Raw genomic sequence first — 17,709 nt, 5'->3', positions numbered from 1 at the left:
TTCAGGAGTGGCTTTTTGCTTTCCGAGGTTCCCCGGTTGGCACTTGCCAGTGCGTGTTCAGGAGAACGCTCTTGTTATTTCATCTGGTTCAGCGCCTGTTTGCAGCGTTGCTCAGCGGCCTCCAGCTCCAGCAGCACGACCCGAATGTCTTCCATCTGCTGCTGCAAGGTTTCCCTTCTCTCCGCCACCAGTTCGAGCATGGTCTGTAACTGGGTCCGGCTGCTCTTGTCGGCATCATAGAGATCAAACAGTTCGCGGATCTCAGCCAGGCTGAACCCCAGCCGTTTACCGCGTAGAGTGAGTTTGAGGCGCACCCTGTCCTGTTTGCTGTAGATACGGGTCTGCCCCTCTCTGGCGGGGTTAAGCAAGCCCTGATCTTCATAGAAGCGGATACTGCGAGTCGTTACATCAAATTCCCGGGCCAGCTCACTGATGCTGTAACGCCGGCTCTCATCCTTGGTTTTATTCATATGGCTATCTTGGCAAACGATCCTGAGGGCACCTTACCTAAACGTAAACTGCACTGCAACTCTTGTTCCATAGCGCCAGAGCACATATGTTAGGACCATCCAACAAGGAGAGAGCAGCAAATGGATATTGCAATCGTAGCGGCAAAACGAACGCCCATGGGAGCCTTTCAAGGGGCATTGGCAGAGGTGTCAGCCTCGGAGCTGGGGGCTTGTGCCATTCAGGCGGCCCTCGTGCAGAGTGGCTTGTCCCCGGAGCAGGTCGATGAGGTGTATCTTGGCAATGTGCTCGGGGCCGGTGTCGGCCAGGCGCCGGCGAGGCAGGCGACGCTCAAGGCTGGTCTGCCTCTTGCGGTCCCCGCCACGACCATCAACAAGGTGTGTGGCTCCGGCATGAAGGCGGTGATGCTGGCCGCAGACAGCATCCGGCTCGGGGATAACCGGGTCGTGGTGGCCGGCGGCATGGAGAGCATGAGTCGTGCCCCCTATCTGCTGGACAAAGCGCGCAGCGGCTTTCGCATGGGACATCAAACCGTGCTCGATCACCTGTTCCTCGACGGGCTGCAGGATGCCTATGATGGCCAGTTGATGGGGATCCACGCCCAGCACAGCGCCGATCAGGCGGGGCTGACCCGGGTGGCCATGGATGAATTTGCCCTTGCCTCGCTGCAACGGGCGCGTCAGGCCCAGCAGGAAGGACTCTTTGCCGCCGAGCTGGCCCCCGTCTATCGGGGCGAGCAGTTGTTGCTTGCCGAAGACGAGCAGCCGGGTAAAGGGCGACCTGACAAGATCCCCACCCTCAAGCCGGCCTTCGGCAAGGAGGGAACCATCACGGCGGCCAACGCCAGTTCCATTTCCGATGGGGCCGCCGCCTTGATCCTGATGGCGCCCGAGCTGGCGCGAACGCGCCAGATCCCGGTGCTGGCCCGGATCGTGGGTTATCAGAGCCATGCCGCGTTGCCGGCGGAGTTTACTTCGGCGCCTATCGGCGCCATCTCTCGTCTGCTGGCCAAACTCGACTGGTCGGTGGAGGAGGTCGACCTGTTCGAGATCAACGAAGCCTTCGCCATGGTCACCATGCTGGCGATGGCCGGATGCAATATTCCCCATCACAAGGTCAATGTGCACGGTGGCGCCTGCGCCCTGGGCCACCCGCTGGGAGCGAGCGGCGCCCGTGTGCTGGTGACCCTGAGCGCGGCGCTTCGTCAACGGGGTTTGCGACGCGGGGTGGCTGCGCTCTGTATCGGGGGCGGGGAGGCGACCGCGATGGCGGTCGAGATCGACTAGTCGGTTGCCGTCATCGCCTGGAACTGTTCGTTGACCCAGGTGGTGGCGGCCAGATAGAGGTGGCTGATTTTGTCTTCGCTCAGCCCCAGTCTGGCCGTTCTGGCTGAGACTTGTGTCCAGTTGGCGCTTTCGTACTCTTCACAAAATGCGAGGTAGAAACCCAGGTTGCCCTTGCGCTCCAGCAGGGCCAACCGGATTTCTTCGGCGAGCGGAATGGTACCCAGCAGCTTGTCCATCGGTTGTTCCATCAACACATCCAGCAGCGAGAAGAGCCCGGTGATGAAGGCCTGTGGCTCCTGCTGGGCGGGAGCATGGACATGGGCAAGCAATTCGCAGAAACGGGCCCGGATCAGGGACATCTGATAGAGCTCGGCACTCTTGCCTTTACCTGCGCTGGTGGCAGCGACCAGGGAGACAAAGCGCTTTAGCTGGGTGTTGCCAAGATAGATGGCCGCCTGGCGAAAGGAAGAGATGGGATTGGTACGCCCCTTGAGATGATTGACATAACGCAGCAACTTGAGGGAGAGGGCCACGTCCTGACTCAGCAGCTGTTCAATCCGGTTGATGTCGGGCTCTGCCTGATTGACCACGTTGAGCAGCTGCATGACCACTACCTGAGTTGGCTCCATGGTCGCCTGCTTGACCAGTTCGGGGCGGCTGAAGAAAAACCCCTGAAACAGCTGGATGCCCAGTTTCTTCATCCGTTCGAATTCGGCCTTGTCCTCCACCTTTTCCGCCAGATAGGTGAGGTTGAGGCTTTTGTGACGTTGAATGAACACCTTGATCTGGAACAGGGAGGTGGCCCTGAGATCAAATTTGATGATGTGGATAAAGGGAAGGAAGCGCTCCCACTCCGGCGACAGGGTGAAGTCATCCAGTGCCAGCTGGTAGCCCTGTGTATGCAGCTGTTTGACCTTCTCCAGCAGAGCATCATCCGGCGCCGCATCTTCCAGAATTTCAATCACCACCTTGTCGGGAGGGAGGCATTCCGCCAGACCATCCAGCAACAGGGAGTGAGGGAAGTTGATAAAGCAGGGCCGGCCCCCCAGTAATTGATCGATGTTTTGCTGCAAAAATTGCTCCACCACCAAGCGTGATGTGGCCTGCTGGGAGGAGATGCTGGGGAAGACATTGTTCAGGCTATCGCGAAAGAGCAATTCATAGGCATGGGTATTGAGATCCTTGTCGAGGATCGGCTGTCTAGCTACGTAGGAATACATGCCTGGCTCCGATATGGGTACTGGCTTGATTCTATGGTGTAGCGCGGCACTATGCCAGTATTGACCCGGCTCGCTGAGTCAATGACTGGCATAGTGTTTGTTTGCAAGAAGAACGAGTTAGAAGAGATAGCTCAGCTGGGCACCGGCCAGCCAGGCATCCCCTTCCGAAGTGCCGTCAAAATTGGACTGGTAGTGGGCCGGGATGCCGTTGGGCAGGCGAACCGGTTGCGTGAAGGATTCATGTACCCCCACTTTTTTGCCATCGATCAGGGTGACGCCCACATCGACCGAGAGCGCTTTGCTGTACTGATATCCCACTCCCAGGCTGTACCAGATGCGATCCGAGTCGGGGATGGAAATGGTGCGGTTGGCCGCAGGGACCGGACTCTCATCGTAGGCAATGCCTGAGCGCAGTTGCCACTTGGGCGCCACTTGATAGGTCATGCCGAGCGCATAGCGCCAGCTGTCCTGCCAGTTTTCATCTTTGATGTGCATCGGCCCCTGATGATCAAGCTCGGCATCCAGACCGACAAACTTGCTCCAGTTAGTCCAGTTGACGCTGCCATGGAGCGCGAGCTTGTCTGTGAGCTGCTGGAAGAGGGCAAGTTCGGCGGTGGCAGGCAGTGGCAGTACCAGATTGCCAGTATCTTTGAACGTCTGTCCCTGGCCATCGACCCCGACGGCATCCCCCTTGAGCTTGAGATCGACCCCGTTGCGATAGGTGAGACCGATACGGGTCCGCTCGCTTGGGGTGAGCAGCACTCCGATATTCCAGCCAAGCTCGTTCCCAGTGCCTTCGAGATGCTTGGCGATCTTGTCCTGGTGGGGGAAAGTGCCACCTACTTCCCCCTCGCCACGAATAAGGGAAAGTCCCATGCCTGCGGAGAAGAAGGGGGTGAACTGATAGGCCAGGGCCGTGCCGAGCTCGACTGTCTTGATATCGGACACATTGCCAAAGTGGCCGGCGCTGTACCCTTTTGGCATCTCGATCCCGAGCCCGTATTGGGAGGAGAGGGAGAGCCCCAGGCTGAGCCGTTCATTCAGGGGGGTGACGACATAGAGGTTGGGCACCCAGGCATCGCCCGCCACGTCGCTGGCGTCGGCGGACTTGTTGCCGGTGGGCAGGCTACCCACTGGGGTCACGAACTTATCGCTCACACGCCCTTCGATATCGACCTGGGGGCGAATATAGATGAAGCCGCCGGAGAAGGCGGTCTGTTTGAAGCGAGTAATGGCACCCGGGTTGCGGCCCAATACGGAGGCGTTGTCGGCAATGGCGGCTTCACCGGCAAATGCGCGGCCGAGGCCGGTGGCAGATTGCTCGGCCAGCTGGAATCCGGCGGCATGGGTTTGACCCGCGATCACCAACAGGGCGATAGCGGACGGTTTGATGATGGATTGCATGACAAAATCCTTGGGTATGAACCGAATGTTCAGTAGGCCATATGAATGGAGGCAGGATTTTATATGGTATGACCAGTAAGGCAACCACAGAGGTGCACAGAGGATGAAAACGGGATTAAATACTGGGAGAGAGCGCTCTAATAGTTTGATTAAAAAAGAAAAGTGAACATGTGTGTGCTACAGCTGTACGCCGAGAAGAGGATGTCGCATAAAAAAAGAGCGCCTTGCGGCGCTCTTTCATGTTGCTCAACAATCAGAACTTCATGTTGAACTGGGCAGATGCCAGGAAGGCGTTGCCGTGGGAGGTGCCCTTCCAGCGCAGTGCGTCAGAGTGGTTGCGCAGACCTTCGCTCACGTCCACCTCTTTGCCATCCAGATAGGCCATGCCGAAGTCGACGCTCATGTCCGGGTTGATGTGGTAGGTAGCACCGGCACTGTACCAGACACGGTCAGAGTCAGGGATGCTCAGGCTGCGGTATTCAGGCTCGATCGGGCTGTTGTCGTAGGCGAAGCCCAGACGCGCTTCCCAAGCCGGGTTGATATACCAGGTACCGCCGATGGAGTAGCGAGTAGAGTCCTTGAACTTTTCGTCTTTTTGCAGGCAGACACCGCCAGCACACTGGTTGCTGGTGGCTTTCAGCTCCTGGAATGCGCTCCAGTCGGTCCAGTTAACAGAGTAGTGAACGGCAAACTGCTGGTTCAGGCGGTGGTAACCGGCGAACTCGGCCTGGGCCGGCAGATCCAGCTTCAGGTTGCCATCCACGGTGCGGTTACCGGAAGTCAGCCCCTGGAAGTCGCCGTCAAAGCTCATGTCGACCTGGGAGCGGTAGGTCAGGGCGAAGCGGTGATCCTTGTTGATTTCATACAGGGTACCCACGTTCCAGCCAAAGCCCCAGGTGTCACCCTTGAGGTGCGCAATACGGGTGTCGGACTTCTGGCCCAGAGCCGGACCGAGCAGGCCGGCATAGCGGTTCAGTTCGGCAGCGCCATACACGGCGTTGATACCGGCACCGATGCTGAACTGCTCGTTGATGCGATAGGCGATATTCGGGTTGATATTGAGGGTCAGCAGCTCGGTATCACCGGCACCGGCACCCGCAGCGAAGGTTTTGGAGTATTCGGTAGAGAGACCGTAGTTGGAGAAGAGGCCGATACCCCATGCCCACTGATCATTGAGCGGCTGGATAAAATAGGATGCCGGTACGAAGGCGGACGGCGCAATGCCTGACTCGCTGGCAGATACCTTGCCCAGCGGTGTGGCGATGCTGCCATCTACATCCACATCCGGCTTGATATAGGTGCCGGAGACGGAAACGGCCATCTTTTCGAAGGTTGTCATTGCTGCCGGGTTGCGGGCCAGCACGGCGGCGTTGTCGGCAATGGCCGCTTCACCGGCATAGGCACGGCCCAGACCGGAGGCGGAGTGCTCGTTCAGCTGGAACGCAGCAGCATGAACCTGGCTGGTGGCCAGGGCAATAGTGGCTGCAATCAGGCTCTTCTTGAAAACTGTTGTGGTCATGGTGTTCTCTCTTGTAGGCAGATTTTTTTGCCGATACTTGGCTGCATGTTCACTGCAGACCTCGACAAAATCCGTTGTTATTTCAGCTTCTTCCCAATCAATGCTGGCGTGATTCTATGGATCTGGTAGGAGGTAAGAAATCAGACCAGTGACAGCAGAATACATAAAAGTGACCAGGGTGTTAATCATTTGTTTTATTTGGCTGTTTAATTCATCAATTTCGGGGGTGGAAGGCCATTTTTAGAGCAAATTAACCGATCTGGCTCACAAAAATATTTTTTTGAAAAATTGGATAACGTGCGACATCTGGCGGAAAAAGAGGGGGGAACTTGAGTTGAACAGGCAGCTGGGCGAGCCAGACTGCCTGTGAATATGGGTATCGACCGGTTTTGTTAAATGGACCAGTGCAGACGTGACTCCAGTGTGTCGGCAACTGGCGCAAGGGGTTCTTGCATGTCACCAATCAGCACCATGTTGGCACCCCGCAGCGGCACTATTTCACCCTTGAGGGTGCCATCCTCAAAGTTGGGTTGCAGGGTCAAGGGCACGTGTTTGGGTACCAGAAACAGGGTGACCGGTCCCATCTTGCCCTGGATCACCATGTGCAGCGCGGGCCCCTGATAAAAAGAGCAATGGTTGACATAGGTCACCTTGAGCCCGTCCATCCCGCTTAAGGTGGCGCCATATTTCTCCATCTTGGCGTTGATGTTTTGCAGGTTGACCCGCTCGTCGACTCCCTTGATAAAAGGTGCTTCCCCATAGACATGGGCCATCGCCACCTGGGCGAGGGACTGGGTCGTGGCCGGAGCCTGGGGCAGGGTTATCCAGCGTGTGCTGAGTCCAAGCAGGAAGGCGACGGAGGCGGCCATGGCCAGCTGGCGCCAATTGGTCCTGGCAGTACCTGATGTTGCCGTGGGCAGGTTCCCCACGGGATGAGCCGGTTGCCGGGCCTCATCTTCTTCTCGCAGCAAGGCCTGTTTTAGCAGGATCCGCTGGGCGAGTCCGGCCGGGACGTCGACCTCCATGGCCTGATGGAGCGAACGATCGAGCCGCTTCATCTCGTCCAGATATTGGCGATTGGCCGGATTGGCATTGGCCGCCTCGAGAAAATCCGGCTGCTGATCATGGGGCTGGATCATGGCGTTGCGGCGAAATTCGAGTTCATCCATGTCCGTGTCCTCTTGCTGGTTTCTTCTGTTCCATCGCCTCTTTGATCTGGTTGCGGGCTCGAAACAATCTGGTCATGACGGTGTTTTTGTTGAGGCCGAGCATCTCGGCAATTTCGTCACCACTGAATCCCCCCACCACTTGCAGCAGCAGGGGTTCCTGGTACTCCTCGGGCAGGCGGCCGATATGGCGGCGCAGCCACTCGTGTTCCATCTCCTGTTCGCTGTGCAGGGCATCCGGGTGACTTTGGGGATGTTCATCCAGATCCACCAGATCGAACTGTTTACGCTCGAAACGGCGGGCGTTCTCTCGCCTCAGTATGGTGATCAGCCAGCTCTTGGCTGCCTTGTCATCGAGCAAGGTGTCGATGGCCTTCCAGGCGCGCAGGAAGGTCTCTTGCACCAAGTCTTCCGCCACCGCCGGATCCCGGGTCAGCCAGTAGGCGTAACGGTAGAGATCCCCGTGCAGGGCATGGACCAGTGCTTCAAATTTGGTTTGTTTGTCAGCCATATGGTCATAGACCGGCGTACTGGCCGGATCATTTCCTCCAATATGGTGCTGAGCGTGTTTTTTTCTGAAAAACAGCAATGCCATTAAGCACTCCTTGTCAGGGGGCCGATGCGCGGGAGCGAGCACTCAGGTGCGCCAGCAGACAGATGAGGTGTGCGATCCCGATGGTTTCATGGGGCCTTAGCGTGTCGGCGAGCTGTTGCCAGCGGGGGAGCGGATCAGTTGGCTGGCTGGAAAAGCAGACTCGCTCGAGATCTTCTAGATGCGCGCCGACATGATTATGCCGAGCTCGCTGCAACTGGCCTAATTCATAATAGGTGCCCTGCCAGCGCAGGGAGGCCCAATGGATGAGCGCTTTTCGGCTGGCATCGGGCCGGTGCAGGCAGAGTGCCCGCTGCAGGTAATAGAAAGCCCGCCAGCGTGGCCAACGACGCCAGACCATGCGCAGCCCCAACGCCAGCAACACCCACCAGAGGCTGTCTGCGGCGACTTCCCGTGATGCGCTCTGCTCTGCTTCATGGCCCGTCGTGGGCTGGAAGCTGAGGCGGGTGGCTGGCAGGGATAGTTGCTCAATTTTGCCCGTTTGAGTGTTGAACCAGCTCAACTCGATGGGCGGCAGCAGGTAGGTACCGGCCTCTTGGGTTGACAGAGTTTGCCGCCACTCTCGCTCGATGTGCAGGGCATTGTCGCGGTAGCGTTCATCTTGCCGCTCCCCGTCAGGATGGGCCTGTAAACCGTCAGGGAGGCGACTTGCCATGAGAGGAGCCAGCTGTACCTGACTGCTGTCGCCATTTTCCAGCGTCAGGGTCAGGATGCGGATCAGCGGTTCTCCCAGAGGCCCTTCGCTGGCGGGCTCGATGCGCTGGCGCAAGGTCAGGGCGCTGGCCACGGGCGTGGCGGGAGCCTTGTCCACCCGAACCTGAAGCGGCGCCGCTCTGGCGGAGAGCCGATCCGGCCCGTCCTCTTGCCGGGGCAACTGGCCCTGCAAGCGGGGAGACTCCAATTGCCACTGTCCCGGCTCCCTGGCCTGGATCAGCCAGCTGCGGGTGAGCCTGCCGGGCAATCCCCCCTGTGCGGGGGCTATCCACTCGTCATCGCCAAGGCGGCGAATGATGAAATGGGGAGAGGTCAGCTCGCTCAACCCCGGGTGTTGCAGATTGGCGGGGAGCCAGAGGGTGAGTTGGTAAATGACCGGCTGACCGGGATAGAGGGGTCCTTGATGCAGCAGGCGGGCCTGCATTTCCATCGGCGCGGGTGCTGGAGGTGGTGCGATTTTTGCCACCTGCTGCGGGCGAAAATGGAGGGGTTGGGTCATCTCATCACCCAGCTTGAGGGAGGGAATGATGAGGTCAGCTGTTCCATCGTGCCCCTGGCCGAGGTGCAGGGGGATCTGCCAGCGGGTCAGCTGCTGCACCGGCGTCGTGACCCGGCTCATGGTGACCCTGCCCACTGCAAACTGGCGCAGCAGCGGGGCTATCTCCAGCTCGCGGCTGTCGCGCTCGCCATCTGCCTCAATGATCAATAGCCAGTCCGCCGCAGTGGCGCCCGGCAACAACTCGGCCCGAGGTGGCAAGGCCCAGCCAGGGGAGGCCAACAGCAACAGGGCCAGTATGAGGTATCTCACCAGGGAGCCTCCACCTTGATAAGCTCCCGTCTGAGCGCCTCCTTGCGAAGCCGCTGCTCAAGCAGTACCACCGGCGGGGCGGGAGGTAAGGGGGCCGGTTCGCTTTGGGGAGAAGAGGGCGACGGGAGAGGCGCCGTGTCGGTCTTCTCAGATGCGGATGCCGCCTGGCCCTGCAGCAAGGAGAGGTTATAGAGGGCATCTTCATGGCCAGGTTCTTGCGCAAGAGCAGCCAGATAGGCCTCTTTGGCGCTGTCCAGTTCCCCGAGCAGTACCAGCGCATTGCCCCGATTGTAGTGGGCGGTGACGCTGTCATCTTCCTGATAGGCCGCGATTGCCTGACGGAACTTGCCTGCCCGATACCAGGCGTTGCCGCGCCAGATGGGGTTATCGAAGGCCAGGGCCGCGTCCTCAAAATCTCCTCGCTGATAGGCGGCAAGAGCTTGTTGTTCGGTGAGCTCGTTCGCCTGCGCCGGCGGTGACTGCAACAGTGGCCAGCCAAGCAGCAGCGGCACCATCAGATAGGCCCCCACTCTGGCGAGCAAGGCGAGCAGTAGCAGCGGGATCAACAGCCAGGGACCGAGATCGAGGGGGGCTGGCGTCAGGGCCGAGCTGGTGACCGGCAGCGGCGCAAAACGGGGAGGGGCGCCGTCAAGCCACTGCAGTGAACCGCCAAGGCGGCTCGTCAGGGCCTCGATGGCGTGGCCGTCCGGTGCCGGCAAACGGGGGGGCTGGCGCGCAAAACCAAGTTCACCGGCCGGGATGGGAGGCATATCTGCCGCTTGGCCGCTGCTGGCGAGCAGGATATCGAGCCTCGCTGGGGCATTGTCGTGGCAAAACAGGGTCTGCTGGCAGGGCCACAGCTTGCCAATCTGCGCTATCTGTTTGGCGCTTAGACCATCGGTGATGAGCAGCAGCCGGGCCTGCTCACCGGGAGCAATCTGTTTCATGGCCAGGGCGACGGCCCGTGCCGGGTTGCTGCCCTGCAGCGGCATGATGGCGGGGCGCAAGTCGGGCAGCAGCAGGGAGAGCGCCTGATGATCCCGGGTCGGCGGCATGGCGAGGTAGGCATCCCCGGCATAGAGGATGAGGGCGATGCGCGCCCCTTGGGCGCTGGCGAGCAACTGCTGTAACTGCCACCTGACCCGGGTGGCCCGATCAGGTTTGAGATCGGTTGCCTCCATGGAGCGGGAGAGATCGAGCAGCCAGATATCGAGGGGGGCGGCGGGTTGCTGTTGCAGCTCACCGCGCAGAGCCGGCCCGCTCAGTGCCAGGATAACGGGCAAGGTTGCCAGCCAGCGCCAGGGGCGACATGGCCGGGTGGCAGGCAGCAGATAGGCCTGCATGGCTGGCGCCAGCAGGGGGGGCTGGCGATGGCGTCGCCACCCTTGCCAGAGCCAGGGGATCAGGGCAAGCAGCCACCATGGTCGCAGCAGGATCAGCTCCATCGGCGAACCCTTCTTGCCAGCAGAGCGCGCCAGCTACCAGGAAGCGCGCCTTTGCCGTTGGTGGGGAGCAGCAAGAGGGCGCATACCAGCGCCAGTGGCCAGGGATAAAGTTCGGTGATTGGTTGATGGTGCGCAATTGGCCGGGCGGTGGGCTCCAGTTGATTGAGGGCGTCGTTGATAGCCTCAAGATCGGCCTGGGTGCGTGCCCGAAAGTAGCGCCCGTGGCCCACCTCGGCTAGCGCCTTGAGCAGGGGCTCATCCAGCTCACTGCTGGGATCGGCCTGGCCGGTGCCCAGCTGATCGTAAGGCAGGACGAAGGTATCCGGATCGGCGCCAACCCCCAGGGTGTAGATCCGCATGCCACTCGCAGCGGTGAGGCGGGCCTCCTGCAGAGGATCGGCGCTGCCTGCGGTATTGCGCCCATCGGTCACCAGCAGCAGGGCGCCGGGGTGGGCTGGGTCGGCGTGCTGGCGAGCCAGCAGGATGGCTTCACCGAGCGCCGTGGTGCGCCCCACCAGATCAAAGTCGAGCTCGTCACTCAAGGTCAGCAGGGCGGGGATCTCCCGGGTCAGGGGAGAGAGCAGGTAGGCGTGATCCGCAAAGACGATAAGCCCGAGCCTGTCTCCGGCACGGGCGGCGATCAGCTGCTTGATCTGCTGGCGCACCGCCGTCAGACGCGCCAGCTGTTCGCCGCGATCGAGCATGTCGGGGGTGCGCATGCTGTCGGAGAGATCCACCGCCAGCAGCAGATCGCGGCTCTCCTGATAACGCACGATAGGCTCTCCCCACCATTGGGGGCGGCAGAGGGCGAGGATCAGGGCGCACCAGATAAAGAGGGCGCGCCATAAGGGCAAGCCACCGTGGGGACGCAGCAGGGGAAAGCCAGGATGGTGCAGATGACCCCTCTTCAGGGAAGGCAGGCCAAAGCGCACCAGCAGGGGCAGCACCAGTGCTAGGGCAAACCAGGGCCAGGCGAGGATCATGACTGCCTCCGGCGAGCGCGTCTTGTTGCCAGCAGTGGTTGGCGCAAAAAAACGGTGCGCCCCCAGCGGCGATAGGCTTGCTCAAGCTGGGCACGCTGCTCGCGGGTGGGTGACTGGTTGCCATAGAGCCAGCCGCTCCATTGATCGGCAAACTGGCAAAAATCGCTCCCGCCATGGCGATCGACAAAGGCGAGCCACGCCTCGCCATGCAGCTGGCAAGCCTCGGGCCAGCGCTGCAGCACCTCATGGCGCAGGGCCTCCTGAAGTCGGGGCACCAGTTGCTGGGGATCCCCATCAAACTGGCGACACCAGCGCCGGTATCCCAACACCATCAGAGTGAAACGGATGATCAGCCAGAGCAATGTTGCACCGATCAGTAGCCACAATAGCCCTTGAAGCCTGGGATCCAGGCTCTGCTCGGCGATCTCGGGGCCCGGGTGTATGTCCCTCATCAGCGAGCTTAGCGGCGGCGTGATGGCTTCCGAAGCGGGGCTGGCCAACTCCAGCTTTGCTGTCGCATTTATCCCTGATGACATAACCCCTCCTGCCACTGTTGCTGCAGCGTCTGGCCGTTGTCGAGCAGATAAAGGCGCTGCACCAGCGGTAACAGTTGCTGCTTGCCATGGGCAAGCTGTTGCTGGGCCGCCAGTTGGTAGCGCCTGGCAAAGCCGGCATGCTGGCCATCCAGCCAGCCCTGATAGTGCCGGGGCGGGCGCTCGATGGCGACAGGCAGTTGACCGTGAGCGGGCAGGTCAGCCTCCAGAGGGTCGCGGATCTGCCAGTAGTGGATATCGTGGCGACGGGACAAGAGCTGCAACTGCTGGCACAGGGCGCCATCGCAGGGTCTGTGATCCGTGATCAGGGTCAGTCTGGCGCCGTGGGGCAGGGTCAGTCTTGCCAGGGTCTGGGCGAGGGAGGACGCCGGGTCGCGGCGCATCAGGCCGAGACGGTAGTGATGACAGAGGGATTCGAGCAAGGGGATGACGCTGCCACGCTGGCTCAGGCGATGGGGTTCGGCGCCGTGGCAGATCAAGGTGTTGTGTTGCTGTTCCCCTTGCCAGATCAGGGCGGCGGCCAGCTCGCATCCCAAACGTGCCTTGAGTTGCAATGTGGAGCCGAAATACATGGCAGGTGAGAGATCGAGCAGCAGCCAGTGGGCCTGATCCTGTTCTTCACTATAGAGGCGGGTATAGGGTCGCCCGAGCCGGGCGGTGACCCGCCAGTCGATGTGGCGCACCTCGTCACCGGCCTGATAGGCGCGTAGCTCCCTGAAAGTGAGGCCCGGGGAGCGGCCCGGCTTGCCTCGCTCGGCACTGCTTCTTCCCGCTTTGCTGCGGGCTTTTGCCCATAGCCGGATATTGATCAGGCGAGGCAGCTCCAGCGCGATATCGGGATGCTGGCAAGGATCTAGGGGCATGGCACCAGATCCAGCAGGCGGTCGATCAGGGTGTCGTTGTCCAGGTTGTCCGCCAGGGCTTGATAGCTGGGAATGAGGCGATGGCGCAGTACAGGATAGGTCTGCAGCTGGATATCTTCCGGCACTACATAGTCTCGTCCTGCGAGCCATGCTCGGGCACGGGCCGAGCGGGCTAGGGCCAGTGAGGCTCTGGGGCTCGCACCGACGGCGATGAGGGGCTCGAGAGTGGGGCACAGGCCGCAGCCCGGGCGAGTGGCACACACCAGTGCCACCAGATAGTGGGCGAGCCGCTCTTGCATCGTCACGGCCAGCACCTCGCTGCGGGCACTCTGCAAGGTGGCCTGACTCAGGGTCACGGGGGCGGCGGCCAGCTGCTCGCCTTTGGCGTTGAGCTGCAAAATGGCGAGCTCCATGGCGGGGCTCGGGTAATCAACCATCAGCTTGAGCAGGAAACGATCGAGCTGGGCCTCCGGCAGAGGGTAGGTGCCCTCCTGCTCGATGGGGTTTTGGGTTGCTGCCACCATAAAGAGGGGCGGCAGGCGCCAGCTCTTCTTGCCCACCGTGATCTGGTGTTCGGCCATCGCCTCCAGCAACGCGGACTGCACCTTGGCCGGGGCCCGGTTGATCTCGTCGGCGAGAATAAGGTGGTTGAAGAGGGGGCCGGGTTGGAACACGAAGCTGGCATCCTGGGGATGAAACACCTCGCTACCGGTGAGATCGGCCGGCAGCAGATCCGGGGTGAACTGGATGCGAGCGAAGCGCCCCTCGACGGCGCCGGCCAGCGCCTTGACCGCCCGGGTCTTGGCAAGGCCGGGTGCCCCTTCGATTAACACATGTCCTTCACATAGCAGGGCGATCAGCAAGCCTTCAATCAGCTCATCCTGTCCCAGGATCTGGCTGCTCAAATAGTTCCTCAATTGTCTGAATTCGGCCACAGTCATGCGATAAACCCGTTGTTTTTATGGAAGTTGATCTGTTTATACTCCAGTTGACCCGCGAGGGCGAGCCAGGGGGCCGAGTTGCGCTCAATTTAGTTTCAATCAGCTGTATGAAACTTGTGATTGGATTGTTAAGATGTGGCGCAATGAGGTCAGACCTCTGCCTTATAACCCAAGGAGCCAGGATGAAACAGCCATTGAAACTGACGACTCGCCAGGGCGAACGGATTGCCGTCGTGGCGGGTCTGCGAACCCCTTTTGCCAAGCAGGCGACTGCCTATCACGGCGTGCCTGCGGTGGATCTCGGCAAACTGGTGGTGAGCGAGATGCTCGCCCGTACCGATCTCGATCCCAAGCTTATCGATCAGCTGGTGTTCGGCCAGGTGGTGCAGATGCCGGAAGCCCCCAACATCGCTCGCGAGATCGTGCTTGGTACCGGCATGAGCGTGACCACGGATGCCTATAGCGTCTCCCGTGCCTGCGCCACCAGTTTCCAGGCGGTGGCCAATGTCACCGAGTCCATCATGGCGGGCATGGCCGATATCGCCATTGCCGGCGGCGCTGACTCCTCCTCCGTGCTGCCCATCGGGGTGAGCAAGAAGCTGGCTCGCGCCCTGGTGGATCTCAACAAGGCGCGCAATCTGCAGCAGCGCTTCAACATTCTGCGCCAGTTGCGGGTCAAGGATCTGCTGCCGGTGCCCCCCGCGGTGGCCGAATACTCCACCGGCCTCTCCATGGGGCAGACCGCCGAGCAGATGGCCAAGACCCACGGCATCAGCCGCGAGGCGCAGGATGCGCTGGCCCATCGCTCCCATACTCTGGCCGCGCAGGCCTGGGCCGACGGCAAGCTCAGTGGCGAGGTGTTTACCGCCCACGTTCCGCCCTACAAGTCACCGCTGGAGCGGGACAACAACATCCGCGAGGCGTCTGATCTGGCAAGCTATGCCAAGCTCAAACCGGTGTTTGATCGAGTGCACGGCTCCGTCACTGCCGCCAACGCCACCCCGCTCACCGACGGCGCCGCCGCCGTGCTGTTGATGCGCGAAGGGCGGGCCAAGGAGCTCGGCCTGGAGCCGCTTGGGTTTATTCGCAGTTTCGCGTTTTCTGCTATCGACGTCTGGCAGGACATGCTGATGGGGCCCTCCTATGCCACGCCGCTGGCGCTGGACCGCGCCGGCATCACTTTGGCCGATCTGACCCTCATCGACATGCATGAAGCGTTCGCCGCCCAGACTCTTGCCAACCTCAAGATGTTTGCAAGCAAAGAGTTTGCCCGTGACAAGCTGGGCCGCGATCAGGCCATTGGTGAGGTGGACATGGACAAGTTCAACGTGCTTGGCGGCTCCCTGGCCTACGGTCACCCCTTTGCCGCGACCGGTGCGCGGATGATCACCCAGACGCTGCACGAGTTGCGTCGTCGGGGTGGGGGATTGGGGCTCAACACCGCCTGCGCGGCAGGCGGATTGGGTGCGGCCATGGTGCTGGAGGTTGAATGATGAGCGCGAAGACTTTTTCACTGGACGTACGCAAAGATGGCATCGGCATCCTCACCATGGATGTGCCGGGCGAGAGCATGAATACCCTGAAGGCCTCTTTTGCAGAGGAGATCAGCAACCTGCTGGCCGAGGTGAAAGGCAACCGGGATTTGATCGGCCTGGTGATCACCTCAGGCAAGAAGGACTCCTTCATCGCCGGGGCCGACATCAGCATGCTGGCGGCCTGTGCCAGCGCCCAAGATGCCGAGACGCTGTCTCGCGAGGGGCAGATCATCTTCGCCGAGATCGAGTCCCTGACCATTCCGGTGATCGCCGCCATCCACGGCCCTTGCCTTGGCGGTGGGCTGGAGTTGGCGCTGGCCTGTCATGGCCGGGTGGTAACTGATCACGGTAAAACCGTACTGGGTCTGCCCGAAGTGCAACTGGGCTTGCTGCCGGGCTCTGGCGGAACCCAGCGTCTGCCTCGCCTCATCGGGGTGGCCAAGGCGCTGGATCTGATGCTGACCGGCAAGCAGGTGCGGGCCAAACAGGCTAAAAAGCTGGGACTGGTGGACGATGTGGTGCCGCCTTCCATTCTGCTTGAGGCCGCCATCAAGCTTGCCAAGAAGGGCAAGCCGCGCCACCAGCTGAAACGGGATCTGCAGGGCAAGCTGCTGGAAACCAATGCGCTCGGTCGCAAGGTACTGTTCGATCAGGCGCGCAAAGGGGTGAAGGCCAAGACCCGTGGCAACTATCCGGCCCCCGAGCGGATCATCGAGGTGGTACGCATCGGCGTGGAGGAGGGGATGCAGGCAGGGCTCGCAGCCGAGTCCCGCCACTTCGGCGAGCTGGTGATGACCCGCGAATCTGCCGCTCTGCGCTCTATCTTCTTCGCCACTACCGAGATGAAGAAAGAGGTCACCTATCAGGGGGCCGAGCCGCGCAAGGTGGGCCATACCGCCGTGCTGGGCGGTGGCTTGATGGGGGGCGGCATCGCCTTTGTCACCGCCACCAAGGCGGGTGTACCGGTGCGGATCAAGGACGTGGCCAACGCCGGTATCGGTAATGCCATGCGCTACAGCTACGACATCCTGGCCAAGAAGCTAAAGCGTCGCCAACTCCTGCGCAGCGAGCTGGAAAAACAGATGAGCCTGCTGACCGGCACCTTGGACTACTCCGGTTTCCACCGGGTCGACATGGTGGTGGAGGCGGTGTTTGAAGATCTCTCCCTCAAACACCAGATGGTGAAAGATGTGGAGCGCGAGTGTGGCGAGCATACCGTGTTTGCCTCCAATACCTCGTCGCTTCCCATCAACCAGATTGCGGCCGCCGCCGCGCACCCTGAGCGGGTGGTGGGGCTGCACTACTTCAGCCCGGTGGACAAGATGCCGCTGGCCGAGATCATTCCCCATGCCACGACCAGCCCCGAGACGGTGGCCACCACTCTGGCCTTCGCCCGTGCCCAGGGCAAGACCCCGATCGTGGTAAAAGACGAGGCGGGATTCTACGTCAACCGCATCCTGGCCCCCTACATGAACGAGGCGGCTCGTCTGGTGCTGGAAGGGGAACCGGTGGAGGTACTGGACGGCGCTCTGCTCGACTTTGGCTTCCCAGTGGGCCCCATCACCTTGCTTGATGAGGTGGGGATTGATGTGGGGGCCAAGATCTCGCCCATCCTTGAAAAAGAGCTGGGGGGCGAGCAGTTCCAGGCGCCCAAGGCCTTTGACAAGTTGCTGGAGAATGATCGCAAGGGTCGCAAGAACGGCAAGGGCTTCTACCTCTACGGCAAGGCTGCCAAGGGCAAGAAGAAGGTGGATGAGAGCGTCTATGGAGTGTTGGGGATCAAGCCGGTGGCCAAATTGGCCAAACAGGAGATCGCCGAGCGCTGCGTGCTGCTGATGCTCAATGAGGCAGCCATGGCACTCGATGGCGGCGTGGTGGCCTCGGCCCGTGATGGCGACATTGGCGCTATCTTCGGCATCGGTTTCCCGCCTTTCCTGGGTGGCCCGTTCCGTTATATGGATATGCTTGGCATCGACCATCTGGTCGGCAGGCTGGAGTATTATCAGAAGCGCCACGGCGATCGCTTCGCCCCCTGTGAGCGCCTCAAAGCGATGGCCACGGAGCAGCAGACCTTCTACTGATAGCGCCCCGCGATAACCTGACAAGAGGCCCGCACCCGAAGGTGCGGGCCTCTTTTTATGCCGGTGCTGATGGTATGCAGGGGCGGGTACGACGCGGAGAAAAAGGGGC

Annotated in this window: 15 protein-coding genes; 3 read left to right on the top strand and 12 right to left on the bottom strand. The window is 61.0% G+C overall.

Features of this window, described 5'->3' with window-relative positions; genetic code table 11:
* Positions 1 to 74: 74 nt before the first annotated feature.
* Complete coding sequence (locus tag ACB034_RS06760; RefSeq protein ID WP_371172428.1) at positions 75 to 470, bottom strand: MerR family DNA-binding transcriptional regulator; 396 nt, start codon at positions 468 to 470, stop codon at positions 75 to 77.
* Positions 471 to 590: 120 nt separating this feature from the next.
* Between ACB034_RS06760 and ACB034_RS06755 the strand changes: the two genes are divergently transcribed.
* Complete coding sequence (locus tag ACB034_RS06755; RefSeq protein ID WP_371172427.1) at positions 591 to 1,754, top strand: acetyl-CoA C-acyltransferase; 1,164 nt, start codon at positions 591 to 593, stop codon at positions 1,752 to 1,754.
* Here the strand turns inward: ACB034_RS06755 and ACB034_RS06750 are convergent.
* From ACB034_RS06750 to ACB034_RS06700, 11 genes are all read right to left on the bottom strand, one after another.
* A complete protein-coding gene (locus ACB034_RS06750; RefSeq protein ID WP_061477598.1) occupies positions 1,751 to 2,974 on the bottom strand; it encodes an EAL and HDOD domain-containing protein in 1,224 nt (407 codons plus the stop codon). The genes ACB034_RS06755 and ACB034_RS06750 overlap by 4 nt on opposite strands.
* Positions 2,975 to 3,091: 117 nt before the next feature.
* Positions 3,092 to 4,378: an outer membrane protein transport protein gene (locus ACB034_RS06745; RefSeq protein ID WP_371172426.1), complete on the bottom strand. Its 1,287-nt coding sequence runs from the start codon at positions 4,376 to 4,378 to the stop codon at positions 3,092 to 3,094.
* Between the two features lie 253 nt (positions 4,379 to 4,631).
* The gene (locus ACB034_RS06740) at positions 4,632 to 5,897 is read right to left on the bottom strand and encodes an outer membrane protein transport protein (RefSeq protein WP_371172425.1); all 1,266 of its coding nucleotides are present in this window, start codon (positions 5,895 to 5,897) and stop codon (positions 4,632 to 4,634) included.
* 392 nt (positions 5,898 to 6,289) lie between these two features.
* Positions 6,290 to 7,066, bottom strand: coding sequence for a DUF3379 domain-containing protein (locus ACB034_RS06735; protein ID WP_216992286.1), 777 nt, complete (start codon positions 7,064 to 7,066; stop codon positions 6,290 to 6,292).
* Positions 7,059 to 7,658 carry a sigma-70 family RNA polymerase sigma factor gene (locus ACB034_RS06730; RefSeq protein ID WP_061477594.1) on the bottom strand — a complete coding sequence of 200 codons (600 nt, stop codon included), beginning with the start codon at positions 7,656 to 7,658 and terminating at the stop codon, positions 7,059 to 7,061. The genes ACB034_RS06735 and ACB034_RS06730 overlap by 8 nt, the downstream gene beginning before the upstream one ends.
* Before the next feature lie 13 nt (positions 7,659 to 7,671).
* Complete coding sequence (locus ACB034_RS06725) at positions 7,672 to 9,198, bottom strand: hypothetical protein (protein ID WP_371172424.1); 1,527 nt, start codon at positions 9,196 to 9,198, stop codon at positions 7,672 to 7,674.
* Positions 9,195 to 10,643 carry a VWA domain-containing protein gene (locus tag ACB034_RS06720; RefSeq protein WP_371172423.1) on the bottom strand — a complete coding sequence of 483 codons (1,449 nt, stop codon included), beginning with the start codon at positions 10,641 to 10,643 and terminating at the stop codon, positions 9,195 to 9,197. The genes ACB034_RS06725 and ACB034_RS06720 overlap by 4 nt, the downstream gene beginning before the upstream one ends.
* Positions 10,634 to 11,626, bottom strand: a complete 993-nt coding sequence (locus tag ACB034_RS06715) for a VWA domain-containing protein (RefSeq protein WP_371172422.1) — start codon at positions 11,624 to 11,626, stop codon at positions 10,634 to 10,636. The genes ACB034_RS06720 and ACB034_RS06715 overlap by 10 nt, the downstream gene beginning before the upstream one ends.
* The gene (locus ACB034_RS06710; protein ID WP_342012264.1) at positions 11,623 to 12,162 is read right to left on the bottom strand and encodes a DUF4381 domain-containing protein; all 540 of its coding nucleotides are present in this window, start codon (positions 12,160 to 12,162) and stop codon (positions 11,623 to 11,625) included. Before ACB034_RS06710 ends, ACB034_RS06715 begins: the two co-directional genes overlap by 4 nt.
* Positions 12,147 to 13,043 carry a DUF58 domain-containing protein gene (locus tag ACB034_RS06705; protein WP_342009821.1) on the bottom strand — a complete coding sequence of 299 codons (897 nt, stop codon included), beginning with the start codon at positions 13,041 to 13,043 and terminating at the stop codon, positions 12,147 to 12,149. The genes ACB034_RS06710 and ACB034_RS06705 overlap by 16 nt, the downstream gene beginning before the upstream one ends.
* Positions 13,034 to 13,984, bottom strand: coding sequence for an AAA family ATPase (locus ACB034_RS06700; protein WP_371172421.1), 951 nt, complete (start codon positions 13,982 to 13,984; stop codon positions 13,034 to 13,036). Before ACB034_RS06700 ends, ACB034_RS06705 begins: the two co-directional genes overlap by 10 nt.
* A 182-nt stretch (positions 13,985 to 14,166) precedes the next feature.
* On the opposite strand from ACB034_RS06700, the gene fadI reads away from it, so the two are divergent.
* Both fadI and fadJ read left to right on the top strand, forming a co-directional pair.
* A complete protein-coding gene (gene fadI, locus ACB034_RS06695; RefSeq protein ID WP_371172420.1) occupies positions 14,167 to 15,477 on the top strand; it encodes an acetyl-CoA C-acyltransferase FadI in 1,311 nt (436 codons plus the stop codon).
* Positions 15,477 to 17,600 (top strand): fatty acid oxidation complex subunit alpha FadJ, encoded by a 2,124-nt coding sequence (gene fadJ, locus ACB034_RS06690; RefSeq protein ID WP_371172587.1) that lies wholly within the window; start codon positions 15,477 to 15,479, stop codon positions 17,598 to 17,600. Before fadI ends, fadJ begins: the two co-directional genes overlap by 1 nt.
* Positions 17,601 to 17,709: the final 109 nt, after the last annotated feature.

Source organism: Aeromonas sp. S18(2024) (genome assembly GCF_041402525.1).
GTDB lineage: Bacteria > Pseudomonadota > Gammaproteobacteria > Enterobacterales > Aeromonadaceae > Aeromonas > Aeromonas enteropelogenes.
This window is presented reverse-complemented; position numbering and strand designations above follow the sequence as displayed.

What these genes read in the sequence shown, in the direction of transcription:
- ACB034_RS06760 (WP_371172428.1), bottom strand. Translation starts at nt 470, where the DNA reads ATGAATAAAACCAAGGATGAGAGCCGGCGTTACAGCATCAGTGAGCTG.
- ACB034_RS06715 (WP_371172422.1), bottom strand. Translation starts at nt 11,626, where the DNA reads ATGATCCTCGCCTGGCCCTGGTTTGCCCTAGCACTGGTGCTGCCCCTG.
- ACB034_RS06730 (WP_061477594.1), bottom strand. Translation starts at nt 7,658, where the DNA reads ATGGCATTGCTGTTTTTCAGAAAAAAACACGCTCAGCACCATATTGGA.
- ACB034_RS06700 (WP_371172421.1), bottom strand. Translation starts at nt 13,984, where the DNA reads ATGACTGTGGCCGAATTCAGACAATTGAGGAACTATTTGAGCAGCCAG.
- ACB034_RS06745 (WP_371172426.1), bottom strand. Translation starts at nt 4,378, where the DNA reads ATGCAATCCATCATCAAACCGTCCGCTATCGCCCTGTTGGTGATCGCG.
- ACB034_RS06755 (WP_371172427.1), top strand. Translation starts at nt 591, where the DNA reads ATGGATATTGCAATCGTAGCGGCAAAACGAACGCCCATGGGAGCCTTT.
- fadI (WP_371172420.1), top strand. Translation starts at nt 14,167, where the DNA reads ATGAAACAGCCATTGAAACTGACGACTCGCCAGGGCGAACGGATTGCC.
- ACB034_RS06750 (WP_061477598.1), bottom strand. Translation starts at nt 2,974, where the DNA reads ATGTATTCCTACGTAGCTAGACAGCCGATCCTCGACAAGGATCTCAAT.
- ACB034_RS06710 (WP_342012264.1), bottom strand. Translation starts at nt 12,162, where the DNA reads ATGTCATCAGGGATAAATGCGACAGCAAAGCTGGAGTTGGCCAGCCCC.
- fadJ (WP_371172587.1), top strand. Translation starts at nt 15,477, where the DNA reads ATGAGCGCGAAGACTTTTTCACTGGACGTACGCAAAGATGGCATCGGC.
- ACB034_RS06720 (WP_371172423.1), bottom strand. Translation starts at nt 10,643, where the DNA reads ATGGAGCTGATCCTGCTGCGACCATGGTGGCTGCTTGCCCTGATCCCC.
- ACB034_RS06740 (WP_371172425.1), bottom strand. Translation starts at nt 5,897, where the DNA reads ATGACCACAACAGTTTTCAAGAAGAGCCTGATTGCAGCCACTATTGCC.
- ACB034_RS06735 (WP_216992286.1), bottom strand. Translation starts at nt 7,066, where the DNA reads ATGGATGAACTCGAATTTCGCCGCAACGCCATGATCCAGCCCCATGAT.
- ACB034_RS06705 (WP_342009821.1), bottom strand. Translation starts at nt 13,043, where the DNA reads ATGCCCCTAGATCCTTGCCAGCATCCCGATATCGCGCTGGAGCTGCCT.